This window comes from Amycolatopsis albidoflavus, from assembly GCF_039525725.1.
Lineage (GTDB): Bacteria > Actinomycetota > Actinomycetes > Mycobacteriales > Pseudonocardiaceae > Amycolatopsis > Amycolatopsis albidoflava.
In genome coordinates, this window is sequence record NZ_BAAAHV010000016.1 from 297,260 (window position 1) to 320,204 (window position 22,945).

General features: G+C 68.6%; 18 protein-coding genes. 12 read left to right on the forward strand and 6 right to left on the reverse strand.

Going from position 1 to position 22,945, the window contains the following annotated elements:
* Positions 1–9: 9 nt before the first annotated feature.
* The 7 genes from ABD156_RS27490 to ABD156_RS27520 all read left to right on the forward strand — a co-directional run bounded on the left by ABD156_RS27490 (position 10) and on the right by ABD156_RS27520 (position 6,783).
* Positions 10–1,050, forward strand: a complete 1,041-nt coding sequence (locus ABD156_RS27490) for an extracellular solute-binding protein (RefSeq protein WP_344279767.1) — start codon at positions 10–12, stop codon at positions 1,048–1,050.
* On the forward strand, positions 1,047–1,934 hold the full coding sequence (locus tag ABD156_RS27495; RefSeq protein ID WP_377926643.1) for an ABC transporter permease: 888 nt from the start codon (positions 1,047–1,049) through the stop codon (positions 1,932–1,934). Before ABD156_RS27490 ends, ABD156_RS27495 begins: the two co-directional genes overlap by 4 nt.
* Positions 1,927–2,745 (forward strand): ABC transporter permease, encoded by an 819-nt coding sequence (locus ABD156_RS27500; protein WP_344279773.1) that lies wholly within the window; start codon positions 1,927–1,929, stop codon positions 2,743–2,745. The genes ABD156_RS27495 and ABD156_RS27500 overlap by 8 nt, the downstream gene beginning before the upstream one ends.
* Positions 2,742–3,767 (forward strand): ABC transporter ATP-binding protein, encoded by a 1,026-nt coding sequence (locus ABD156_RS27505; RefSeq protein WP_344279776.1) that lies wholly within the window; start codon positions 2,742–2,744, stop codon positions 3,765–3,767. The genes ABD156_RS27500 and ABD156_RS27505 overlap by 4 nt, the downstream gene beginning before the upstream one ends.
* Positions 3,764–5,386, forward strand: a complete 1,623-nt coding sequence (locus ABD156_RS27510; RefSeq protein WP_344279779.1) for an amidohydrolase — start codon at positions 3,764–3,766, stop codon at positions 5,384–5,386. Before ABD156_RS27505 ends, ABD156_RS27510 begins: the two co-directional genes overlap by 4 nt.
* A gap of 6 nt (positions 5,387–5,392) precedes the next feature.
* Complete coding sequence (locus ABD156_RS27515) at positions 5,393–6,028, forward strand: flavin reductase family protein (RefSeq protein WP_344279782.1); 636 nt, start codon at positions 5,393–5,395, stop codon at positions 6,026–6,028.
* Positions 6,029–6,117: 89 nt separating this feature from the next.
* Positions 6,118–6,783: a DNA alkylation repair protein gene (locus ABD156_RS27520; RefSeq protein ID WP_344279785.1), complete on the forward strand. Its 666-nt coding sequence runs from the start codon at positions 6,118–6,120 to the stop codon at positions 6,781–6,783.
* On the opposite strand, the gene ABD156_RS27525 is transcribed toward ABD156_RS27520, so the two are convergent.
* From ABD156_RS27525 to ABD156_RS27535, 3 genes are read right to left on the reverse strand one after another with little or no spacing between them, the layout of a single operon-like run.
* On the reverse strand, positions 6,767–7,537 hold the full coding sequence (locus tag ABD156_RS27525) for a methyltransferase domain-containing protein (RefSeq protein WP_344279788.1): 771 nt from the start codon (positions 7,535–7,537) through the stop codon (positions 6,767–6,769). The two genes, ABD156_RS27520 and ABD156_RS27525, sit on opposite strands and share 17 nt — an antisense overlap.
* Positions 7,534–8,250 carry a hypothetical protein gene (locus ABD156_RS27530; RefSeq protein WP_344279791.1) on the reverse strand — a complete coding sequence of 239 codons (717 nt, stop codon included), beginning with the start codon at positions 8,248–8,250 and terminating at the stop codon, positions 7,534–7,536. The genes ABD156_RS27525 and ABD156_RS27530 overlap by 4 nt, the downstream gene beginning before the upstream one ends.
* A gap of 25 nt (positions 8,251–8,275) precedes the next feature.
* Positions 8,276–9,175, reverse strand: a complete 900-nt coding sequence (locus ABD156_RS27535; RefSeq protein ID WP_344279794.1) for a LysR family transcriptional regulator — start codon at positions 9,173–9,175, stop codon at positions 8,276–8,278.
* Between the two features lie 72 nt (positions 9,176–9,247).
* Here ABD156_RS27535 and ABD156_RS27540 point away from each other — a divergent pair, with 72 nt between their 5' ends.
* From ABD156_RS27540 to ABD156_RS27550, 3 genes are read left to right on the forward strand one after another with little or no spacing between them, the layout of a single operon-like run.
* On the forward strand, positions 9,248–10,867 hold the full coding sequence (locus ABD156_RS27540) for an APC family permease (protein WP_344279797.1): 1,620 nt from the start codon (positions 9,248–9,250) through the stop codon (positions 10,865–10,867).
* A gap of 26 nt (positions 10,868–10,893) precedes the next feature.
* Positions 10,894–12,045 carry a MalY/PatB family protein gene (locus ABD156_RS27545; protein WP_344279800.1) on the forward strand — a complete coding sequence of 384 codons (1,152 nt, stop codon included), beginning with the start codon at positions 10,894–10,896 and terminating at the stop codon, positions 12,043–12,045.
* A gap of 5 nt (positions 12,046–12,050) precedes the next feature.
* Complete coding sequence (locus tag ABD156_RS27550) at positions 12,051–12,812, forward strand: class I SAM-dependent methyltransferase (RefSeq protein ID WP_344279803.1); 762 nt, start codon at positions 12,051–12,053, stop codon at positions 12,810–12,812.
* Between the two features lie 828 nt (positions 12,813–13,640).
* Here the strand turns inward: ABD156_RS27550 and ABD156_RS27555 are convergent.
* A complete protein-coding gene (locus tag ABD156_RS27555) occupies positions 13,641–13,808 on the reverse strand; it encodes a hypothetical protein (RefSeq protein WP_344279806.1) in 168 nt (55 codons plus the stop codon).
* A 119-nt stretch (positions 13,809–13,927) separates the two neighbouring features.
* On the opposite strand from ABD156_RS27555, the gene ABD156_RS27560 reads away from it, so the two are divergent.
* A complete protein-coding gene (locus ABD156_RS27560; protein WP_344279809.1) occupies positions 13,928–20,881 on the forward strand; it encodes a COG1361 S-layer family protein in 6,954 nt (2,317 codons plus the stop codon).
* 512 nt (positions 20,882–21,393) lie between these two features.
* On the opposite strand, the gene ABD156_RS27565 is transcribed toward ABD156_RS27560, so the two are convergent.
* Both ABD156_RS27565 and ABD156_RS27570 read right to left on the reverse strand, forming a co-directional pair.
* Positions 21,394–21,963: a DUF305 domain-containing protein gene (locus ABD156_RS27565; RefSeq protein ID WP_344279812.1), complete on the reverse strand. Its 570-nt coding sequence runs from the start codon at positions 21,961–21,963 to the stop codon at positions 21,394–21,396.
* A 58-nt stretch (positions 21,964–22,021) separates the two neighbouring features.
* On the reverse strand, positions 22,022–22,390 hold the full coding sequence (locus ABD156_RS27570; RefSeq protein WP_344279815.1) for a hypothetical protein: 369 nt from the start codon (positions 22,388–22,390) through the stop codon (positions 22,022–22,024).
* Positions 22,391–22,604: 214 nt separating this feature from the next.
* Here ABD156_RS27570 and ABD156_RS27575 point away from each other — a divergent pair.
* Positions 22,605–22,945, forward strand: a 341-nt coding sequence (locus ABD156_RS27575; RefSeq protein ID WP_425546114.1) for a superoxide dismutase, incomplete at its 3' end; no start/stop codon positions are given.

The window sequence follows — 22,945 nt, forward strand, 5'->3', positions numbered from 1 at the left end:
GGAGGAGCCATGAGACGCCGGATACCGACGCTGCTGTCCGCCGCGCTTCTGCTCACCACCGCCGGCTGCGCGATTTCCGAGGGCGGCTCGAACTCGCTCGTGTTCGCCTCCTACGGCCAAGGCGCGTACCAGGCGGGCCAGCGCGCCGCGTGGCTCGACCCGTACGAGCAGCAGACCGGGACCACCGTCACCATCGACGGCCCGTCGAGCAACGCCAAGCTCAAGGCGATGGTCGAGGCGGGAAAGGTGACCTGGGACGTCGTCGACACCGACGCGTCCGCTGCCGCCGCGGTGTGCGGGAGCCTCCTCGAACCCGTCGACATGGGAGCGCAGGCCGCCGGGTTCCCGGAGGGCTCGCTCACCGATTGCGGAGTGCCGGACGCCTTTTTCGGCATGATGCTGATGTACGACTCGAAGGTCTACGGCAAGAACCCGCCGGCGAAACTCGCGGATTTCTTCGACCCGAAGCAGTTCCCCGGCCGCCGCATCATCTACGGCGGCGACCCGAGCGTCGGCACCATCGAGGCCGCGCTGCTGGCCGACGGCGTGCCGCGAGACAAGCTGTATCCGCTCGACATGCGCCGCGCGCTGCGGATGTACGACCGGATCCGGCCGCAGCTGTCCATCACCAGCACGTACGGCGACCAGCAGCAGCGCATGGCCGGCGGGCAGGCGGACATGGCGCTGATCGTCAGCGCGCGGGCGTTTTCGCTGCTCAAGGCGGGGGCGACGAACTGGAAGGTGGTGCCGGGCATCCCGGTGCCGGTGACCTGGGACGTACTCGTGGTGCCGAAGGGGACGGCACGCGCCGAGGAGGCGAAGAAGCTCATCCGCTTCGCCTCGCAGCCGGCGCAAGCGGCGGACTTCGCCGCACGGGCGGGCGTGGGACCGGCCAACACGGCCGCCCCCGCCGCCCGTTCGGAGATCGGCCGCCAGCTCGACATCTGGGGCGAGGGCAAGGAGGACTTGCGAGTGCTCAGCAACGTGCGTTATTGGGCGGCGAACCGGCCAGAGCTGGTCAAGGCGTGGTCGGATTGGACGACCGGATGACCGCCGTGGCGACCCGGCCCCCGGCCTTGCCACAGGCCGGACCCGGGCGTGAACGCCGGCGGACTTCGTGGCTGCTGCTCCCCGCGGCGGCGGTGGTGCTGGTGTTCTTCTTCTACCCGCTCGCCGTGATTTTGTGGCGGAGCTTCACCGAACCGTCGTTCGGAGTCGGCAACTACCTGGCGGTGCTCGGCGACGAGGTACAGCTCAGGGTGATGCTGCGGACTTTGCGGACCGCGCTGATCATCACCGCGGCCACGCTCGTCATCGCCTATCCCTACGCCTACGCGATGACGCTCGTCGGCCGTCGCGCCCGGTCGGTGCTGACGCTGCTGGTCCTGATGCCGTTCTGGACCAGCCTGATGGCGCGCAACTTCGCCTGGTACGTGCTCGAACAGCGCGGCGGCGTCATCGAGAAGGCGCTGGCGGCGATCGGCATCGACGGGGTCGTGCTGCTGGGTTCGGTGGCCGGCGTGACGGTCGCGATGGTGCAGGTGATGCTGCCGTTCATGGTGCTGCCGCTGCAAAGTTCGATGCTCAGCATCGACCGGAGCCTGCTGCACGCGGCGGGCAGTCTCGGCGCGCGGCGTCCGGTGGCGTTCCTGCGGGTGTACGTGCCGCTGTCGATGCCGGGCGTGCTGGCCGGGGTTTCGGTGGTGTTCATCATGTCGCTGGGCTTCTACATCACCCCGGCACTGCTCGGCACGCCGCAGCAGGCGCTGGTCGCGCAGGTGATCGGCACCCAGGTCAACGATCTGCTCGACTTCGCGGGCGCGGGTGCGCTCGGGACGATCCTGCTGGTCGTCACGCTCGTGGTGCTCGCCGTGCTCAGCCGCGTGGCCGCGCCGCTGGGCACCAGTGCGGCCGGAGGTGCCGACCGTGGCTGACAATCCGTCCATCAGCAGGGCCGCCGCGGTGCGGCAGCGCAGCCTCGGCTGGGGTCTGCGCGGGTGGGTCGTCCTCGTGGCGTTCGTACTCGTCGCGCCGACGCTCGTGGTGATCCCGATGAGCTTCGGCGCGGGCTCGACGTTCGAGTTCCCGCCGAAGGACTGGTCGTGGCATTGGTACGCGGAGTTCTTCACCAGCAAGCAATGGCTGGCCGCGCTGGCGAACTCGGTCCAGGTCGGGGTGCTCGCCGCCGCGCTGGCGACCGTGCTCGGCGTGGCGGCCGCGCTCGCGCTGGACCGGATGCGCCGGGGCGGCGGAGTCGTCCGGCAGCTGCTGATGGCTCCGATGATCCTGCCCGGCATCGTCGTCGCGGTCGCGATCTACGGGGTTTTCCTGCGCTGGCAGCTGAACGGCACGATGCTCGGTTTCGTGCTGGCGCACGCGGTGCTGGGGCTGCCGTTCGTGCTCACGTCGGTGCGGACCAGCCTCGCCGGGTACGACCCGATCATGGAGAAGGCCGCGGCCAGCCTCGGCGCGCCCCGGTTCGCGACGCTGCGCAAGGTCGTGCTCCCGATCATCGCGCCCGGGGTGCTGTCCGGGTTCGTGTTCGCCTTCGCCACCTCCTTTGACGAGGTCGTGGTCGCGTTGTTCCTGCAGACTCCCGCGATCAAGACGCTGCCGGTGAAGATGTACGAATCGATCGTGCTGGAAATCGACCCGACGATCGCCGCCGCGTCGAGCCTGATCGTCGTGTTCACCACCATTCTGCTGTTCGTCCCCGCCGTTTTGCGCCGAAAAGAGCAATCATGACTGACGGAATCGCGACCGCCCACGTGACGAAGGCGTACCCCGGCGTCGACCGGCCCGCCGTGGACGACGTCTCGCTGCACATCGCCGACGGCGAGTTCATGACCTTCCTCGGCCCGTCCGGTTCGGGCAAGACGACGATGCTGTCGATGATCGCCGGGTTCACGCCGCTGACGTCCGGATCGATCACTGTGGACGGTCAGGAGATTTCGCGGCTCAAACCGCACCGGCGGAATCTCGGCGTGGTTTTCCAGCAGTACGCGCTGTTCCCGCACATGTCGGTGGCGCGCAATGTCGCTTTCGGACTGACTCAGCGCAAGGTGGCGAAGGCCGAGATCTCCCGGCGGGTGGACGAGGTGCTGGAGCTGGTCGGGCTGTCGGCGGTGCGGGACCGGCTGCCGCGCCAGCTTTCCGGCGGTCAGCAGCAGCGCGTGGCTCTCGCGCGAGCGGTGGTGTACGAACCGCGTGCGCTGTTGATGGACGAGCCGCTGGGTGCGTTGGACAAGAAGCTGCGTGATCAGTTGCAGCGGGAAATCGCGCGGATGCACCGGGAATTGGGGATGACGTTCCTCTTCGTGACGCACGATCAGCAGGAGGCGCTCACGCTGTCGGATCGGATCGCGGTCTTCAACGACGGCCGGATCGAGCAGGTCGGTACGCCGGAGGAACTGTACGAGCGACCGGAGACTTTGTTCGTCGCGCAGTTCATCGGGGAGTCCAATGCGTTGTCGCTCACGCCAGGGGAGGTGACGATCGTGCGGCCGGAACGGCTGACGCTGCACACTGCGGCGGATCCAGTCCCGAGTGGGCACCAGCGGGCGAGCGCGCGGGTGACTGACATCGTGTACGTCGGCGATCACACGCGGATCTGGTTGCGCTATTCGGACGGTGCGCGTGGTTGCGCGGTGGTGTCGGCCGGGGTCGCGCACGAGCATCGGCCGGGGGACGAGGTGATCGCGGCCTGGCATCCGGAGCATCAGGCCGTGGTGCCGAGCGGCGGCGTTCCGGAATTGGCGGCGGTATGACTGAGGAATTGCTGCTGCGCGGCGGCGTGGTCCGGACTTTCGATCCGGCGGTCGGGACCGCTTCCGCGGTGCTGGTGTCCGGCGGTCGGATCGCCGCGGTCGGCGACGACAAAACGGTTTCCGCCGCGGCTTCGCCGGAGGCGCGGGTCGTCGAGCTGGCGGGCCGGACTGTCCTTCCTGGACTTAACGACGCCCATCTGCACCTGGCCTTCCACGCCGCAGCCGGTCCGGAGTTCTGTGTGGACCTTTCCGCTGCCTCTACTTTGGACTTGGTGGCCAGCGCTTTGGCTAGCGCGCCGCCGGGGGAGTGGATCGTCGGCCGAGGCTGGCGGGAAACGACGATCGCCGAATTCGCGGACGGCCGCGCGGTGCCGACCCGCTCCTGGCTCGATGCCGTGACCGGTGCACAACCGACGGTGCTGCATCACGCGTCGTCGCACGAGGTTTGGGCGAACAGCGCGGCGCTTCAGCGGGCAGGAATCACCGCATCGACGCCGGATCCCGAAGCTGGGGAGATCGTGCGAGACTCCTCCGGGGAGCCGACCGGGGTGCTCGTGGAGAGCGCGCAGGAACTGGTCGCTTCGCTGGTGCCGCAGCCGAGCCGTTCCGTCCGGCTGGATGCGATCGTCCGCGGCATGGAACGGCTGAACGCCCTCGGGATGACCAGCGTGACCGACCCGATCGTCCCGCCCGATCTGTGGCGGGACTACCGGGACCTGCACGCCGCCGGCCGCCTCCGGATGCGGATCACCGCGCTGCTGCACTGGAACTGGCCGTCGCCGACGACGTCCGCCGCCTCGCTGGCGCAACTGCTGGACGAGACGGATTTCGCGGAAGGCGACGACCTGCTGCGGATCGGCGGGATCAAACTGTTCGCCGACGGAGTGCCCACGCACTGCACCGCGTGGATGCACTCGCCGTATCCGTCCGGCGAGCACGGAAGCCTGGTGACCTTCGGCCCCGACGACGACGCGCGAGTACGGGAACTGCACGAGCTGATCCTGGTCGCCCATGTGCGGCGGGTGCGGGTGCAGGTCCACGTGACCGGGGACCGCGCCGCGGACGCAGTGGTCGACGCGATCGAGGCGGCGCAGGCGGCCGACCCCTGGCCGGACGCGCGACACGCCCTGATCCACGGCACCTTCTTGTCCTCCGCGGTGCTTTCGCGGCTGGCGCGATCCGGCATCGGCGTGATCACCAGCTCGCTGATGCGGACCTACAGCGGCCCGTCGATGGTCCGCGTGCTGGGCGAGTCTCGGTGGGCAGACGCTTTCCCCGCGCGGGCGCTGCTGGACCACGGAGTGATGGTCGCCGACAGCTCGGACGCACCGGTGACTGTCCCGGACTGGCGCCGCGGCGTCGCGACGTTCACCGGCTCGCCCGGGCCGAACGCGTACTCTCTCGTGGCCAGCCCGCTGACCAGGGAGGAAGCGCTGCGGCTGTGGACCACCGGCCCCGCCTGGCTCGAACACGCGGAGGCTTTCAAGGGCACGCTCAGTGTCGGCTCCCTCGCCGACCTCGCGGTTTTCGCCCACGATCCGGTCACCGCTGCGGACGAGGAGTTGCTCAGCGTACGGTCGGAATTGACCGTGCTCGGAGGATTTGCAGTGGCGGAGTGAGGGTTCGTGTACAGCAGCAATACCGACGCCGATCACGGCGCTTTCGTGTGGATGGTGAAGAACGCCGTCGTCCCGCGCCCGATCGCGTGGGTGAGCACGGTGGACAGCGCGGGCGTGCGGAACCTCGCGCCGTTCAGCTACTTCGCCCCGCTGACGATGGACCCGCCGACGGTCGTCTTCTCGATTTCGGAAGCGCCTAAGGACACTCTGACCAATATCGAGGCCCTGGGCGAGTTCGCGATCACGATTGCCCTGAGCGGCCAGGAAGAACTCGTCGCGCGCACTGCGTCCACAGTGGACTCTTCGGTGGACGAAGCGGAACAGGTCGGCTTGTCGTGGACTGCCGGGGTGCGGATCGCCGTCCCGCATCCCGCCGGGACGGGCCCGAGCCTGGAGTGCACGCTGGTGAAAATCGAGGAGTTCCGGGGCTCGCACCTGGTGTTCGGCGAGGTGGTCGGAGTCGCGGTGGACGACCGGCTGCTGCGCGCGGACGGACGGCTGGACCAGGACGCGTACCAGCCGGTGGGCCGCATGGGAGGCGCGACGTTCACCCGGGTGGACAACTGGGTGCGGGTGCCGATCCCTGCTCCGGAGGAGCTGCTGGCCGGCCAGGTCCGTGAGGGGAGCCCTGAGGGACTCTGAATCCGTCAGGGTTCCCCTCATGGACCGCAAAGTCGGACGAGCTGGCTCGGGTCGTAGTCTTGGTCTCGTACCTGAGCAGGGAGGTTTTCGTGGCTGACGCAACTCTTCCCGGGGTCCTCGCTCGGCTTGAGGAGCTCGACGATCCTAGAATTCGCGCTGTTAACGAGAGCCACGGCGACGACCACAGCGTCAACCTCGGCAAGCTCCGTGCCCTCGCGAAAGAGCTCAAAGCCCAGCCGGACCTCGCTCGTGAACTGTGGCGGACCGGCGACACCAACGCGCGCCTGCTGGCCCTCCTCGTCGCCCGGCCGAAGCAGTTCGACCGCGACGACCTCGACACCATGCTGCGCGAGGCCGTCAAACCGAAGGTCCAGGACTGGCTTATAACGAACATCGTCAAGAAGAGCCGCTACGCCGAGGAACTCCGCGTCGCCTGGCTCGAAGACCCGGACCCGGTGGTGGCGAGCGCGGGCTGGGCGCTGACCGTCGATCGCGTCGCCAAGAAGCCGGACGGACTGGACCTTCCCGGGCTGCTCGACGTCATCGAAGCCGAGATGAAGGCCGCCCCGGAGCGGTTGCAGTGGGCGATGAACCATTGTCTTGCGCAGATCGGCATCGAGAACCCGGACCTGCGCGCCCGTGCGATCGGCATCGGGGAGCGGCTGGGCGTGCTCAAGGACTACCCGACGCCGCCGAACTGCACCTCGCCGTACGCGCCGGTGTGGATCGCGGAGATGGTCAAGCGGCAGGCTTAGCGAAAACCCCGATGAAAACCATGCTGGCAGCCAAAAACGGTCCCGAGGCCAGTGCTGCCAGCCACTGCTCCCCGGCCGCCCGGTCCAGGTGACCCGCCCGCACCGCGCGTTCGGTGTTCCGGCTCAAGCCGAGAATCTTGTCCGCCGCCTCGAAATCGCGGAACACCGGCGTGGCAACCGAAACGTCGAGCACCTCGAATCCCGCGCCTAAAGCCAGCCGCGGCAAGGAACGGCCGACAGTCGCGTTCCGGACCATCGTCGAGCACACAAACCGGTTGAACGCCCGGTTCGTCGAGAGCTCCCCGGGATCGACCACCAGGCTGTCCCAATCCGGCTCGGCCACACACGCCAGCCCGCCGGGGCGCAGAACCCGGTGCAGCTCAGCGAAAACCGCGGCGGGATCGGCGACGTGCTGCACCATCCGGTCCGCCCGGACCCGGTCGACGCTCGACTCGGCCAGCGGCAGCGCGTGCGCGTCGCCCAGCCGGACCGAGATCCGCGGCGTCCCGGCGACCCGTCGCCCGGCCTCCTCGACCATCGCCGGTTCCGTGTCCACGCCGAGGACCGCGCCCGACGAACCCACCGCCTCGGCCATGGCGGGCAGATCGGTGCCGGGGCCGCAGCCGACGTCCAGCACGGTCAGGCCGGGCCGCAGGTCGAGCGCGGCCAGCACTTGCCGTTTGTAATCGCGCCCGGCTTCGGCGACTTGGGCGTAGTAGTCGATTTTGTCCGGTCGGGGAACGCCGAAAGTCATGTTTCGAGTGAACCAGAGGTCTCGGCGAGTGCGATGAAGCTGGTCCAATCCGGATCGGACAACCCGAGATGCGCACCGGCCTCGGCGAGGGAGGACGCCGCGGAATCGAGGAACCACGACGCGGTCAGCACCATGCTCGCCGCGGCGGCGGGAGCGCGGCGGACGCCCTCGGGAGTGAGGTCCTGGGCGTTGAGCGTGTAGACGGCGGAGTCGAGCAGCCGGGCGACGAGGCTGTAGGCGTTGGCCGCTTCCGTCGTGCGGGTGAGCGCCCGGAAGCGAGGGCGGGCGGCTTCCGCCAGCGCCGGGGTCAGCAGGGTGCGCAGCCGCGGCCATTCCGCCGCCATGTGCTCGCCCAGCCACCCGGACAGCCGCTGGTACCGCGCCGCGGCCTGCTCGAACCGGGCACGCAGGGCGATCAGCTCCGCGGGCTCGGATTCGCCTTCCATGAAGAGAATTCCGGTCGTCGCGACCACCGCCGGGTCGTTGAGATCGACACAGCCGACGGCGCCGTGCGCGGGATCGAGCCGGTCGGGAGCGGGGCTGTCCGACCACCGGGCGGCCAGCAGTTTCAACGCGTTGGAATCGCGCCGCCAGGCCGCCGCCTCCTCGATCTTGAGCACCGAGTGGTAACGCTCGTGCTCGCGGTGATCGCGCGCCACCTGCACGTATCCGGCCAGTTCCGCAGGCGACGGACCGGGAGCTCCGACAGTCATGTCCTCGAGTCAACCAGAAAACGCTTCAGTCCAGCGCCAGCGCTTTCCGGAGACCGCCGACATCATCCAGCAATTCGGCCACCCCAGGACGGCTCGCGGACGCGGCCGGATGCGCGAACCGTACCTCGACCTTCCACTCGCCGAGGGGGAGCGGCAACCGCCGCACCGTGCCCCGCTCCATCGCCCGCGCCGCGGCGAAATGCGGGACCACCGCGACGTAATCGTCGTCCTCGGCGAGCTGCAACGCGGTCCCCGGCAAACCGATCGTGTGCACCGGCCGGTCCGCCGGCCGCTCCGGATGTTCGAACGCCGCGGCGAGCGATTCCGCGCCGACGCCCCAGCGGTAGACGAGCACCGGACTGCTGGCCAGATCGCCGAACCGCAGCCGGGAACGTGTCGCCAGCGGATGGCCGGGACGGCAGACCGCGACGATGCCGGACCGTCCGATCCGGACTGAACGGAGGTCGTCCCCGGGCGGACGCGACAGCAGGAATCCGGCGTGCGCACTGCCGTCTCGCAGCCGTTGCAGAACTTCGTCGCTGTGCGCGACTCGGCAGTGCACCGCGATCGGGCGACCCGCCAGCACCGCCAGCACGGGCGGGAACACCGACGAACCGAGACTGGCCGGCGCGGCCAGCACGAGCCGTTGCGACCGTTCGGCGCCGACCTCGGCGACGGCTTCGTCCAGCAGTCGCAGACAGCGTCGCGCGTACTCGGCGAGCTGCGCACCGGCTGTGGTCAGCACGCTGCCCCGCGCGCCGCGCTCGAACAGCCGGACCCCGAGCCTGCGCTCCACCGCGGCGAGCCGATTGCTCACCGACGGGGCGGAAAGCTGCAGCTCAGCGGCTGCGGCGGAGAAGCTGCCGAGCCGGGCGGCGGCGTCGAGCACCACCAGGTCGGTCGTTTCGACGGGCACTTGAGCCATAGCCTCAGCTTAAGGCCAGCCGTAACGGATGTCTGTCTACCGCAATGCTCGCCGGTCCGTCACGGTGGAGCGATGAACGAGGCAAGCAGAACTTCGGGCAACGACGCCGCGACAGTTTCCGCTGCGGCCGACCACCGGTTGCGGCGCGCGCTGGGCACGCCTTCGCTCGCGATGCTGACATTTTCCAGCGTGATCGGGTCGGGGTGGCTGCTCTCGCCCTACACCGTCGCGCGCGAGGCCGGGCCCGCCGCCCTGCTGACCTGGGTGATCGGCGGCGGGGCGACGCTGCTGGTCTGCCTGGTGTTCATCGACCTGGCGTTCCGCAACCCGATGTCCGGCGGCAACGTCCGCTGGCCGCGAATGGCGTCCGGGCCGCTGGTCGGCACCGCGGTGAGCTGGGCGATCCTGCTGCAGGCGGTGTTCGCCGGGCCGAGCGAATCGACCGCGGTCGCGCAGTATCTCGGCCGATGGCTGCCCGGACTGCTCGGCGAGGACACGCTGAGCTGGGAAGGCCGGCTCTTCGCCGCGGCGCTGCTCCTGGTCTTCTGCTCGGCCAGCTTCTTCGGCGTCGTCTTCATCACGCGGCTCAACAACGTGGTCACCACGGTCAAGCTGATCGTCCCGGCCGCCACCGTGATCCTGTTGCTGGCCAGCGGTTTCGACTCGAACAACTACGCACTCGGCGGCGGGTTCGCGCCGTACGGCATCTCGTCGGCGCTGATGGCCGTGGTCGGCGGCGGCGTGGTCTACGCCTTCACCGGCATCAACGGCGCGGCGGTGATGTCCGGCGAAGCCCGCGACCCGCGCAAATCCGTGCCGCGCGCGACGTTGATCGTGCTGGCCGGTTCGGTGTTGCTGTATCTGGGATTGCAGGTCGCGATGATCTACACGCCGCCGGCCGGGCTGCTCGGTTCCGGCTGGCGCGGCATGAACCTGACGTCGCCGCTCGCGCAGCTGGCCGGCCTCCTCGGCATGGGCTGGCTGTCCGCGGTGCTGGTCGCGGATGCGGTGTTCTCGCCGTCCGGCAGCCTGCTGATGGGCACCTCGATCAAGGCCCGCTACACCTACGGGGCCGCGCAGAACGGCTTGCTGCCACGGCTGTTCACCCGCGTCAGCGGACGTTGGGGCGTGCCGTGGGCGGCGCTGGCGTTCAACGCGCTGATCGGCGCGACGGTGATCCTCAGCTTCGGCAGCTGGGAGTCGATCGTCAGCTCGCTGAGCTTCTTCTACGGCCTCAGCTACGCCGTGGTGTCGGTCGCCGCGACGATCCTGTACCGCACCGAGGACGGCGAAGGCTGGCTCGGCCGGTGGGCGACCCCGGTCGGCGCGGCGTCCTTTGTGGTGTCCGGCCTGATCCTGTACTGGTCCGGCTGGGCGAAGATGCGGATCGCGCTGCCGCTGCTGCTTGTCGGCTTCGTCATCTACCTGATCCGCCGCGCGACCCGGTCCGGTCGCTCGAATACCCCGGTGCTGCAAGGGGTTTGGCTGATCGGCTGGCTTGTCGTGCTCGGCGTGTTGTCCGCTTTCGGGTCTTTCAAAGGCACCGGGACGATCGCCGCGCCGTACGACTCGCTCGCCGCGGGCGCGGTCAGCGCGGCCACGTGGTGGCTCGCACACCGGTCCGGGGTGCGGTACCGGATCGCGGAACAGACAGAATCCTCGGCGCGGCCCCAAGTTCTGCCCGCCGGGTGAACTCAGTGAAAGGGAGAAGAAACCAGATGACCGACACGCACGACCCCGGCTTCGCCTGGGACCTGGCGAAGTCCCGCGAGCGGCGCACTAAACGCTGGTCGGTGTACGGGCCGGACGTGCTCGACCTGACTGTCGCCGAAATGGACCTGCCGATCGCCGAGCCGATCCTGGCCGTGCTGCGCGACGCGATCGAACGGCAGACCTTCGGCTACCCGATTCCGGCCGCGCAGTCGGGGCTGCCGGAAACCGCCGCGAAGTGGCTCACCGAAACGCACGGGCTGACCGTCGACCCCGGCGAGATCCGGCTTCTGCCGGAGCTGATGAAAGGCATCACCAACGCGCTGCGCGAGTTCACCGCGCCTGGCTCCGCGGTGATCGTGCCGACGCCGACCTACCGGAGTTTCTTCGGCGCCATCTCGCTGGCTGACCGGGAAGCGGTGCAGGTCCCGCTGCTGGAGGGACACCGGCTCGACTACGACCGCATCGACGCCGCCTTCGCCGCCGGTGCGGGCAGCCTCCTGTTGTGCCACCCGGCGAATCCGGTCGGGCGGATCTTCTCGCCTCCCGAATTGCGGCAACTGGCGGAGATCGCCGAACGCCACGGCGGCCGGGTGATCAGCGACGAGGTGCACGCGCCGCTGCGCTACGGCGTGGACTTCGTCCCGTACGCCGCGGTCAGCGAGGCGGCTCGGCGGCACGCGGTGACGCTGTTCAGCGCCTCGAAGGCGTGGAACATCGCGGGACTGCGCTGCGGTTTCGTCGCACTGACCAACCCGGACGACTGCTCGCGCTGGGACCGGCTGCCAGGCGCGGCCAGCGGAGGCATCAGTCCACTCGGGATGGTCGCGTCCGCCGCCGCGTTCGAGCACGGCGCGCCGTGGCTGGAGCGTGCGCTCGCCTTCCTGGACACCAACCGCCTCCGCTTGGCCGCCCAGTTCGCCGCCGCCGGTCTGCCTGAGGTCTATCAACCGGCCGACGCGACCTATCTGGGCTGGCTGGACCTGCGCCGGCTGGGCTTGGCCGATCCCGCGCAGCTGCTGCGGGAGAAGGCCAGTGTCGCGGTGACCGCGGGGCCGGACCACGGGACGAGCGGTGCCGGATTCGTGCGGCTGAACTACGCCACCGAGCCGGACGTTCTGGCTGATGCGGCCGCGCGGATCATCCAAGTGCTGGAATGATCCCCATGACTGTCCTCACCGAAGACCGCGCCCGGTACTGGCTGGACCGCTGGGACCGGCAGCAGGAGCACTACCTGCCCGACCGCGAGGAACGGTTCGCGGTGCTCGGCGATGTGCTGGACGAGCTGATCCCGCGCTCGGACCCGCTGATCGTCGACCTGGGCGTCGGCCCGGGTTCGCTCGCGACGCGGCTACTGGCGCGGTTCCCCGGTGCGCGGGTGGTCGGGGTGGACGCTGATCCGTTGCTGCTCGGGCTCGCCGATCTCGCCTACGGCAGCGCTCGGTTCCGCACTGTCCCGGCCGACCTGCGTCAGCGTGGTTGGTACGAGGCGCTCGGGCTCGACCGCGCGCCCGACGCGTTCGTCAGCACGACCGCGCTGCATTGGATGAACCGCCTGCCGCTGCGTGATCTGCTGGCGGTGTGCGGCGAAGTCCTTGCTCCTGGCGGGGTCTTCGTCAACGGCGACCACCTCTATGAGGGCGACGCCGGACCTCGGCTGGACACCCTGAACCGCGCGCTGACCCAGCGGCGCGCGGTTCGGGCCGGGATCGCGCGGGACGAGGATTGGGCGGCTTGGTGGCAGGCCGTCGAGGCGGCTCCGGAGCTGGCCGGGCTGGTCGCGGAGCGGGACGGCGGGTTTGCGCACGAGGTGACTGATCGGCCGGCTGTGCATGACTACCTGGCGTTTTTGCGTGAGGCCGGGTTCGCCGAGGCCGGGACGGTGTGGCAGGTGGGGGATGATCGGATTGTCGTCGGGATCCGTTGAGTTCGGGCGCGGTTGCCTGGTCTTCTGAGTGGGCGGGGTTCGCCGAGGTCGGGACGGTGTGGCAGGTGGGGGATGATCGGATTGTCGTCGGGATCCGTTGAGTTCGGGCGCGGTTGCCTGGTCTTCTGAGTGGGCGGGGTTCGCCGAGGCCGGAACCGTGCGGCACGTGGGCGACGATCGCCGCGTCGTCGGTGTCCGTCGAGTTGGGGTGTGGGGTTGCCTGGCCTTGAGCAGGCTGGGTTCGCTGAGGCTGGGGCGGGGCTGCTGAGCTTCGGCGCGCGGGGCACGCTCCGGCGGCTCGACCGCGGCACCGGCCAGCCCGCATCGAAGCAAGTTTCCGCGTTGCCCGGCCAGGGCACCTAGCCGTCCCGCACGCGAATCCGATTTTCACCGACGAGCAGGTCCGGGCCGTCGATTCCGAGTGGATTTTCGCGAGAAAAATTCGCGGCGCGCGCCCTCCGATCCGGCATAGTTCCGGATGGGAATGGCAACACCCCTTCAGGGCGTGACGGGTAGCGAAGGGAATCGGCCGCCTCCTCGGCGATCACCCCGGTTTTACCTGGTTGGGGTCCCCCTATGCGGTGATTCCTGGCTGGTGAACTCCCCGCCGTGGGGGAGAGCGCGGTACGAATTTCCCTGCCTGGTGTCGATGAACGCGGGTAAGCAGCTCGACAATTCCGTCCTTCTCCGTGGGAGCTTGTGTGATGGCCCGTCGTTCCGGATTCATGCGCTCCCGCGGGAAGCGCGCCGCCGCGGCACTCGCGTTGGTTTTCGCTGTGGGCGTCGCCAGTGCCGCGCCCGCGATGGGCGCGACCTTGCCGCCCAGCGTCAGTCCGGCGAGCCCGTCCTCGGCGCAGGCCAGCGCGGCAGCGGCACCAGCACCGGCAAGCCCGGCACCGTCCAGTTCAGCCGCCCCTGAGACGGGCCGATCGGCAGCAGCCGCCCCCGCTCCGACCAGCCCAGCACCCGCCACCGCAGCGCCGACCAGTTCAGCACCAGCCACCTCAGCACCAGCCGCGCCGCAGCCAAGGGCGGTCGAGCCCCGAGGACTGGGCACCCCGCGCAAAATCGGCCCCGACCCGGCCTTCTCGACGGTCGCCCACGGCGCGATCACGATGGCGTCCAACTCGGTCGTCAGCTGCGGCCTCACCCCCACGGCCTGCGGGGAGACCGCCAACAACTCCAGCTACGGCTACTGGATCAAGAGCGACCCGTCGGCGCCGGGCAACACCGCGTCGAGCGCGAACCTGACCATCCCGTCCGGAGCGACCGTGCTGTCGGCCCGGCTCTACTGGCAGGTCAACCCGATCTCCTCGAACGCCGAATCCGGCGACCCCTCCCGCGCGAACCAGGTCGCGTTCAAGGCCCCGGGCTCGGCCTCCTACCAGCGCCTCACCGCCGACACCTACGACTGGTTCGACGCGCTGGGCAGCGGATTCCCGCAGATCACCGCGCACGCGGGCGTCAAGGACGTCACCGGGCTGGTCAAACAGGCCGGCGGCGGCTCCTACACGGTGGCCGACCTCCAGGCGTGCCGCGGCAACTCGGCCAACAGCGCCAGCAACCTCGGCTGCTGGGGCGGCTGGTCGCTGGTCGTGGCCTACGCGCTGGACACCGAGCCGCTGCGCTACCTGCAGGTCTGGGACGGTTTCGACGTCGTCCGCGCGGGCGGCAGCCCCACCTCGACGAACATCGACCTCAACGGCATCCGCACCCCGGCCGACCACCCGCCGACCGCCACCCTCGGGGTCGTGGTCGGCGACGGCGACGCCAACATCTCCGGCGACTACCTCGAATTCGGCCGCGACGCCGCGTCACTGCAACGCCTGACGCTGCCCGCGCCCGGCGGCGCCAGCACGACCAACGCGTTCAGCAGCCGGATCGACCGGGTCACCGCGAGCGGCACCGGCGCCAATGTCGCCGACCGCACGCCGAACCCGGCCAACAACTTCGGCTACGACGCGCGCACGGTCGACGTCACCGGCAAGCTGCCCGCCGGCGCGGACCGGGCGCAGCTGAAGGTCGGGACCACCGGGGACGCGCTCTACCCGCAGACCGTCTGGCTGATGGCCGAGGCCAACGAGCCCAACCTGCAGATCGTCAAGACCAACGACCCCGAGGGCAACCTCCAGGAACGCCCGCCGGGCTGGGTCGGGCGCGGCGGCGAGATCTCCTACGGGCTCGACGTCGCCAACCGCAACCCCGACGGCACCACCACCAACCTGGACACCGCGACCGGCGTGGTGGTCACCGACACGCTGCCCGCCGGAGTGTCCTATGTGGCCGGTTCGGACCCGCGATGCTCGGCGGCCGGCCAAGTCGTCACCTGCACTCTCCCCGATCTGGCCCCGGGACAGAGCACGCACGTCGGCTTCCGTGTCACCGTTTCGCCGACGGTCGCCCCCGGCACCCGCCTCGACAACACCGCGTCGGTGGTCTTCCAGGGCAAGCAGACCGGCCGCGAACAGAGTCGGACCAGCAACACTGTCCGCAATGTGGTCGCGGTGCCGGAGTACACGCTGACCAAGGTCGTCGACAAGGTGAACGCGCTGCCCGGCGACCAACTGACCTACACCGTCACCCTGGACAACACCGGCAACCTGCCGGTGCCGCCGACCACCGTCACCGACACCCTCCCGCCCGGCACGACGTTCGTCAGCGCGGACACCACGAGCGGCGCCGTCACCGGCATCGGTCCGCTGCAATGGCGCACGGCGGCGATCCCGCCCGGCAGCCGGGTGACGATGACCGTGCACGCCAGGATCGACGACGCGACCGTCGGCGCCGCGCTGATCAACCGCGCCAAGGTGACCGAAGGCCAGCCGCCGACGGTTCCGCCGGACCGGCAGTGCGCGGACGACGCCACGGCGTCCTGCGCGGAAACCGTTGTGCCCGGCACGAAAATCGAGATCGCCAAGACCGCTGACAAGGCTTCGGCGAATCCCGGCGACACGGTGAAGTACACCGTGGTCGTGCGCAACACCGGCCAGGTCGCGGCCCGCGGCGCGACGTTCGCTGACGACCTGTCGAAGGTTCTCGACGACGCCGTCTACAACAATGACGCCGCTCCCGCCGCCCAGGTCTCTTACACCGCGCCGAAACTGACTTGGACCGGAGATTTGGCGGTCGGCGCTTCGGCGACGATCACCTACAGCGTCACGGTGAAGAACCCCGATCCTGGCGATCACAAGCTGATCAACGCGATCACGTCGACCACTCCGGGCAACAACTGCGCGGCCGGTTCCACTGATCCGCGTTGCAGCACAACGACTCCGGTCTCCGGCATCCGGATCAGCAAGACCGCGGATCCGGCCAGCGCCAAGCCCGGCGACACCGTGAAGTACACCGTGACTGTCGCGAACACCGGCCAAACTCCGTTGTCTGGCGCGACTTTCACCGACGACCTCTCGAAGGTGCTGGACGACGCGGCTTACAACGGCGATGCTTCGGCTTCGGTTGGTTCGGTGAGCTATGCGGCACCGCGGCTGACGTGGACCGGTGATGTTCCCATCGGCGGCACCGCGACGGTGTCGTATTCAGTGAAGGTCAACAATCCTGACACCGGAGACCACAAGCTGGTCAACGCGATCACGTCGACTACTCCGGGCAACAACTGTGTCGCTGGTTCGACCGACCCGGCGTGCTCGACGACGACGCCGGTGTCCGGAATGCGGATCGAGAAGAAGGCCGACAAGCAGTCCGCGAATCCCGGCGATCGGGTGACCTATACGGTCGTCGTCGCGAATACCGGCCAGACTCCGTTGTCTGGTGCGACTTTCACCGACGACCTGTCGAAGGTGCTGGACGACGCGGCCTACAACGGCGATGCGTCGGCATCAGTGGGCTCGGTGGCTTACGCCGCGCCTCGGCTGACCTGGACGGGCGATCTGCCGGTGGGTGCTTCGGCGACGATCACCTACAGCGTCACGGTGAAGAATCCCGTTACCGGTGACCATAAACTGACTAACACGATCACGTCGACGACCCCGGGCAACAATTGCGTCGCGGGTTCGACCGACCCGGCATGCTCGACCACGACGCCGGTGTCCGGAATCGAGTTCGTCAAGACTGTCGACAAGACCAGTGCCAACCCCGGCGATCCGGTCCGGTACACCGTGACCGTCCGGAACACCGGCCAGACTCCGTTGTCCGGCGCGACTTTTACTGATGATCTGTCGCAAGTGCTGGACGACGCTGTCTACAACAACGATGCAACTCCGGCTTCGCAGATCTCCTACGCCGCACCGAAACTGACCTGGACCGGCGACCTGCCCGTCGGTGGTTCGGCGACGGTGACCTACAGCGTCACGGTGAAGAATCCCGTTACCGGCGACCATAAACTGATCAACACGATCACCTCCACGACGCCCGGCAACAACTGCGCGGCCGGATCCGCCGATCCCCGGTGCGGCACCACGACTCCGGTGTCCGGGATGCGGATCGCCAAGTCCGCCGACCGCGACCAGGTCGTGCCCGGCGACAAGGTGACCTACACGATCACCGTCACCAACACCGGTCAGACTCCATTGTCGGGCGCGACTTTCACCGATGATCTGTCGCAGGTGCTGGACGACGCTGTCTACAACAACGATGCCACTCCGGCTGCGCAGGTCTCCTACGCCGCACCGAAACTGACCTGGACCGGCGACCTGCCGATCGGCGGATCGGCGACCGTGAAGTACAGCGTCACGGTGAAGAATCCGGATCCCGGGGACAAGAAGCTCCACAACGTCGTCACGTCCTCGACGCCCGGCACCAACTGCCCGCCGGGTTCCACCGATCCGTCGTGCTCGACCACGACGCCGGGCAAGGAACTGACGATCGCCAAGACCGCGGACAAGCAGACCGCGAATCCGGGCGACAAGGTCACTTACACGGTGAAGGTGACCAACACCGGCCAGGTTCCGCTGCCGGACGCGAGCTTCACCGACGACCTGTCGCAGGTGCTGGACGACGCCTCCTACAACAACGACGCGTCTTCCTCGGTGGGCTCGACCGCTTACACGGCACCGCGTTTGACGTGGACGGGCGATTTGCCGGTCGGTGCTTCGGCGACGGTGACCTACAGCGTCACCGTGCACAATCCGATCTCCGGCGACCACCAGCTGCGCAACACAGTCAGCACTCCGGTGCCCGGCAACTGCGAACCCGGGTCGACGGATCCGAAGTGCTCGACCGTGACGCCGTTGCCGGGGTTGACGATCTCCAAGTCGGTGGACAAACAGTCCGCGAATCCCGGCGACAAGGTCACGTACACGGTGACCGTGACGAATACCGGCAAGACTCCGTTGCCCGGCGCGACCTTTGCTGACGACCTGTCGAAGGTGCTGGACGATGCCGCTTACGGCAACGACGCTTCGGCCTCGACCGGCTCGGTGACGTATGCCGCGCCTCGGTTGACGTGGACCGGCGACCTCCCGATCGGCGCTTCGGCGACCGTGACTTACAGCGTCACCGTGCACAATCCGGCCGGCGGCGATCATCGGCTGACGAACGTCGTCACGTCGGAGACTCCGGGCGGGAACTGCCCGCCGGGGTCGGCGGATCCGCGATGCGGGACGACGACGCCGGTGTCCGGCATCGCGATCAGCAAGGCGGCGGACAAGTCGTCGGCGAAGCCCGGGGACAAGGTCACCTACACGGTGACTGTGGTGAACACGGGCCAGACTCCGTTGTCCGGCGCGACTTTCACTGATGACCTGGCGAAGGTTTTGGACGACGCCGCTTACAACAGCGACGCGACGGCCTCCGCGGGCGTGGTGACTTACGCCGCGCCTCGGCTGACGTGGACCGGCGACGTGGCGGTCGGTGCTTCGGTGACGGTGACGTACAGCGTCACGGTGGCGAACCCGGTCAAGGGCGATCACCGGTTGACGAACGTGGTCACCTCCGATACTCCGGGGTCGAATTGCGTGCCGGGGTCGACGGATCCGCGTTGTGGGACTACGACTCCGGTTGCGGGCTTGGAGATCTCGAAGGTTGCGGATAAGAAGGATGTCAAGCCGGGGGACAAGGTCACGTATACGGTGACGGTGCGGAACACCGGTCAGACTGTCCAAACGGGAGCGACGTTCACTGACGATCTCTCGAAGGTGTTGGACGATGCCGCTTACGGCAACGATGGCTCGGCGTCGATCGGCTCGGTGACGTATGCCGCGCCTCGATTGACGTGGACCGGTGATCTGCCGATCGGTGCTACGGCGACGTTGACGTACAGCGTGACGGTGAACAATCCGGTCAAGGGCGATCACCAGTTGGCGAACGTGGTCACGTCGGACACTCCGGGCGTGAATTGCCCGCCAGGTTCGACGGATCCGCGCTGTGGCACGAAGACTCCGGTTGCGGGTCTGGAGATCTTGAAGGTTGCGGATAAGAAGGACGTCAAGCCGGGCGAGAAGGTCACGTATACGGTGACTGTGCGGAACACCGGTCAGACTGTCCAAACGGGAGCGGCGTTCACTGACAATCTCTCGAAGGTCCTCGACGATGCCGCTTACGGCAACGATGCTTCGGCGTCGATCGGCTCAGTGAGTTATGCGGCGCCGCGGTTGACGTGGACTGGTGATTTGCCGATCGGTGCTACGGCGACGGTGACGTACAGCGTGACGGTGAACAATCCGGTCAAGGGCGATCATCAGCTGACGAACGTGGTGACCTCGGAGACTCCGGGCGGGAACTGTCCGCCGGGTTCGACGGATCCGCGCTGCGGGACCACGACTCCCGTCGCGGGTATGGACATCACGAAGGTGGCGGACAAGAAGGACGCGAAGCCGGGCGACAAGGTCACCTACACCGTGACCGTGACGAACACCGGCAAGACTCCGTTGCCCGGTGCGACTTTCACCGACGACCTGTCGAAGGTCCTCGACGACGCCGCTTATGACGGTGACGCGGCCGCCTCGCTCGGCTCGGTGAGCTATGCGGCCCCTCGGCTGACGTGGACCGGCGACCTCCCGGTTGGTGCCACCGCGACGGTCACCTACAGCGTCACCGTGAACAACCCGGTCAAGGGCGATTTCAAGCTCGCGAACGTCGTCACCTCGGACACTCCGGGCGGGAACTGCCCGCCGGGTTCGACGGATCCGCGTTGCGGCACCACGACTCCCGTCGCCGGTTTGGACATCACGAAGGTCGCGGACAAGAAGGACGTCAAGCCGGGGGACAAGGTCACGTACACGGTGACGGTGAAGAACACCGGCCAGACCGTCCAAACGGGAGCGACTTTCACCGACGATCTCTCGAAGGTGCTGGACGACGCCGCTTACGGCAACGACGCTTCGGCGTCGATCGGCTCCGTGACCTATGCCGAACCCCGGTTGACCTGGACCGGCGACGTGCCGGTCGGTGCCACCGCGACGGTCACCTACAGCGTCACGGTCAACAACCCGGTCAAGGGCGACCACACGCTGGCGAACGTCGTCACCTCGGACACTCCCGGCACGAACTGCCCGCCGGGCTCGAAGGATCCGAGGTGCGGGACGACGACGCCGGTCGCGGGGCTGATCCTGGCCAAGAAGGCGAGCGTCACCGAGGCCAAGGCAGGTGACCAGGTCACCTACACCGTCACCGCGACGAACACCGGCCAGACCGCCCTGAAGGACGCGACCTTCGCCGACGACCTGACCGGCGTCCTCGGCAACGCCGCCTACAACAACGACGCGACCGCCTCGACTGGCTCCGTGTCCTATGCGGCACCCCGGTTGACGTGGACTGGTGACTTGCCGGTCGGTGCGACCGCGACGGTCACCTACAGCGTGAAGGTCAAGACCCCGATCGGCGACGGACAGAGCCTGCGCAACGTCATTTCCTCGACGACGCCCGGCACCAACTGCCCGGACGCGTCCGCCGACCCGCGGTGCAAGACGACCACGCCGCTCACGAAGACCCCGCCCACGCCGCCGACCCCGCCGACAGTCCCGCCGACGCCGCCGGTTCAGCCCCCGCCGCCGAACCCGCCCCTGGCGTGGACCGGCGTGGTGCTGATCCCGGTGGGAATCGTGGCGATCGCCCTGCTCGCCGGCGGAGGCGCGCTGCTGCTGATCTCGCGCCGCCGAAGGTCCCAACGCTGACCGCCCGCCGACGCGCGGCTCCCTGCTCCGGGAGAGGTCCGTGAAGGGCTCCTTGAGGGAATCAGATTCCCTCAAGGAGTCCTTCACGGACTTCCGCGGCGCCGGGCCAGTCCATCGGCGAGAAGAACTCCGTGCGCCGTTCGACTCGGCACCCGCTGTCGAGGAGACCTCAATCGGCGGAAGTCCTGCCGGTCTAGCGGCTCGGCGACCGTCTGCGGCTCGGTGCACGTGCGTTTCGGCGCTGGCGCGAGTTGCTTCGACTGGTGCGGCGCTCCCGACGGGAGGTGGTCCGGGGTAACGCCGCGCCGCCTTCAGCCGAAGCCTCGCGAGCGAGTCGGTGGCGGCTTGCCCGCGAGGGCTCAGCCAGCACGGTGGCACTGACCTCAGCCAGCCTCGTCGGAAACCGCAGGCCGCGGACGACGAGAACAGCAGGCCTCACCCAAGAGAGGTATCGCCATAACCCTGGGAAGCAAGGCGCCGGAGCCGCCCATCGACCCCGGCGCCTTACCGGATCAGCCCTTCAACAGCCCCTGCATCTCGGCGATCTCCGCCTGCTGAGCGTCGACAATCCGCCGCGCCAGCGACTTCGCCCCGGCATCCGCGCCCCGGGCCAGCTCCGTCTTCGCCATCTCGACCGCGCCCTGATGGTGCTTGACCATCAGGTCCAGCCACGACCGGTCGAATTCCGGGCCTTTCGCAGCGTCCAGGCTCTTCATGTCGGCGTCCGACATCATCCCGGTCATCGAGTGGTCTCCCGACATCTCATGGCCGCCGGGCATGGAGTGGCTGGCGGGCGCCGCGCCCCAGGCGGTCAGCCAGCCTTGCATCTGGCGGATTTCCGGGTCCTGCGCCCGGTTGATCCGGCCGGCCAGGTCGACGACCTTCGGGTCGCTGCTGCGCGACGGCACCATTTTCGCCATCTCGAGCGCCTGCTGGTGGTGCGGGATCATCTGCTGGGCGAACGTGACGTCAGCGGCGTTGTGCCCAGCCTGCGCGCTGGGAGCAGGGGATTCCGGACTGCCGCAGGCGCCGAGCAGGAGCGAAGCGGCCAGCACGGCGCCGCTGAAAAAGATTTTGCGCATGGAAAAACCTTCTCTCAAAAGGGAAATTGCGAAAAGAGACCGGAGATGGAGCTGCCGATCAGGTGCGCAACACGCAGAGAGAAGTCAAGACAAGCCGGCCTCGTCTGTCGGGCGGCCGGTCGGCGGCGGGGGAGCCGCGCGTGCCGTCGAAAACCGTCTTCACGGCGGTGTAACGGCGGAAGGCCAGCAGGCCCAGTACGAGCGCGCCGACTGCGTACAGGACCGCCAGGCAGAGGTGCAGCATCGAGTGTTCGCCGGCGGGCATGCCGGAGTCCGCGGCGACGTCGTGCGATGCGACGACGGACATCTGGCTCGTCATGGCGTGTCCGGCGCCAGGGGAGGGCACGTGGTGCATCACGGCGATGCCCAGCGCCAGCGCGAACAGCAGCAGCACCCGCTGCACGCTGCCGAGCCGGGACGTCGCCATGGGACCGACCCTACCGGGCGTCGGCGAACCGGCGCGGGGCGGACAAACCGGTCACGCTGAGTGGTCGGCCGGAGGGGCCGGTACTGGAAGTTGAACCTTCACTCAAGCAGGTTCCAGCCCGTGGCGCCGAGGCTGCCCCCGCTCGCCCGGGACACGGGTGTGCTACTAGGTTCGAGGGGGCAAGACTTGATGTCGAAGACAGAAGGAGGGCCCCATGGCCCGGTACGAGCTGCCCGAACTCGACTACGACTACGGTGCCCTCGCGCCGCACATCTCCGGCGAGATCAACGAGCTGCACCACAGCAAGCACCACGCCGCCTACGTCAAGGGCGCCAACGACACCCTCGACAAGATCGCCGCCGCCCGCGACGCCGGCGACTTCGGCGGGATCGTGGGCCTGGAGACGACGCTGGCGTTCAACCTGGCCGGGCACGCCAACCACGTGGTGTGGTGGAAGATCCTGTCGCCGGAGGGCGGGGACAAGCCGACCGGCGAGCTGGCGGCGGCGATCGACGAGGCGTTCGGGTCGTTCGACAAGTTCAAGGCCCAGTTCAC

Bases quoted from the DNA above. Each gene is read 5' to 3' on its own strand.
- ABD156_RS27550 (WP_344279803.1), top strand. From the start codon at position 12,051: ATGACTGTCCTCACCGAAGACCGCGCCCGGTACTGGCTGGACCGCTGG.
- ABD156_RS27495 (WP_377926643.1), top strand. From the start codon at position 1,047: ATGACCGCCGTGGCGACCCGGCCCCCGGCCTTGCCACAGGCCGGACCC.
- ABD156_RS27545 (WP_344279800.1), top strand. From the start codon at position 10,894: ATGACCGACACGCACGACCCCGGCTTCGCCTGGGACCTGGCGAAGTCC.
- ABD156_RS27505 (WP_344279776.1), top strand. From the start codon at position 2,742: ATGACTGACGGAATCGCGACCGCCCACGTGACGAAGGCGTACCCCGGC.
- ABD156_RS27530 (WP_344279791.1), bottom strand. From the start codon at position 8,250: ATGACTGTCGGAGCTCCCGGTCCGTCGCCTGCGGAACTGGCCGGATAC.
- ABD156_RS27540 (WP_344279797.1), top strand. From the start codon at position 9,248: ATGAACGAGGCAAGCAGAACTTCGGGCAACGACGCCGCGACAGTTTCC.
- ABD156_RS27510 (WP_344279779.1), top strand. From the start codon at position 3,764: ATGACTGAGGAATTGCTGCTGCGCGGCGGCGTGGTCCGGACTTTCGAT.
- ABD156_RS27525 (WP_344279788.1), bottom strand. From the start codon at position 7,537: ATGACTTTCGGCGTTCCCCGACCGGACAAAATCGACTACTACGCCCAA.
- ABD156_RS27570 (WP_344279815.1), bottom strand. From the start codon at position 22,390: ATGGCGACGTCCCGGCTCGGCAGCGTGCAGCGGGTGCTGCTGCTGTTC.
- ABD156_RS27535 (WP_344279794.1), bottom strand. From the start codon at position 9,175: ATGGCTCAAGTGCCCGTCGAAACGACCGACCTGGTGGTGCTCGACGCC.
- ABD156_RS27560 (WP_344279809.1), top strand. From the start codon at position 13,928: ATGGCGTCCAACTCGGTCGTCAGCTGCGGCCTCACCCCCACGGCCTGC.
- ABD156_RS27565 (WP_344279812.1), bottom strand. From the start codon at position 21,963: ATGCGCAAAATCTTTTTCAGCGGCGCCGTGCTGGCCGCTTCGCTCCTG.
- ABD156_RS27490 (WP_344279767.1), top strand. From the start codon at position 10: ATGAGACGCCGGATACCGACGCTGCTGTCCGCCGCGCTTCTGCTCACC.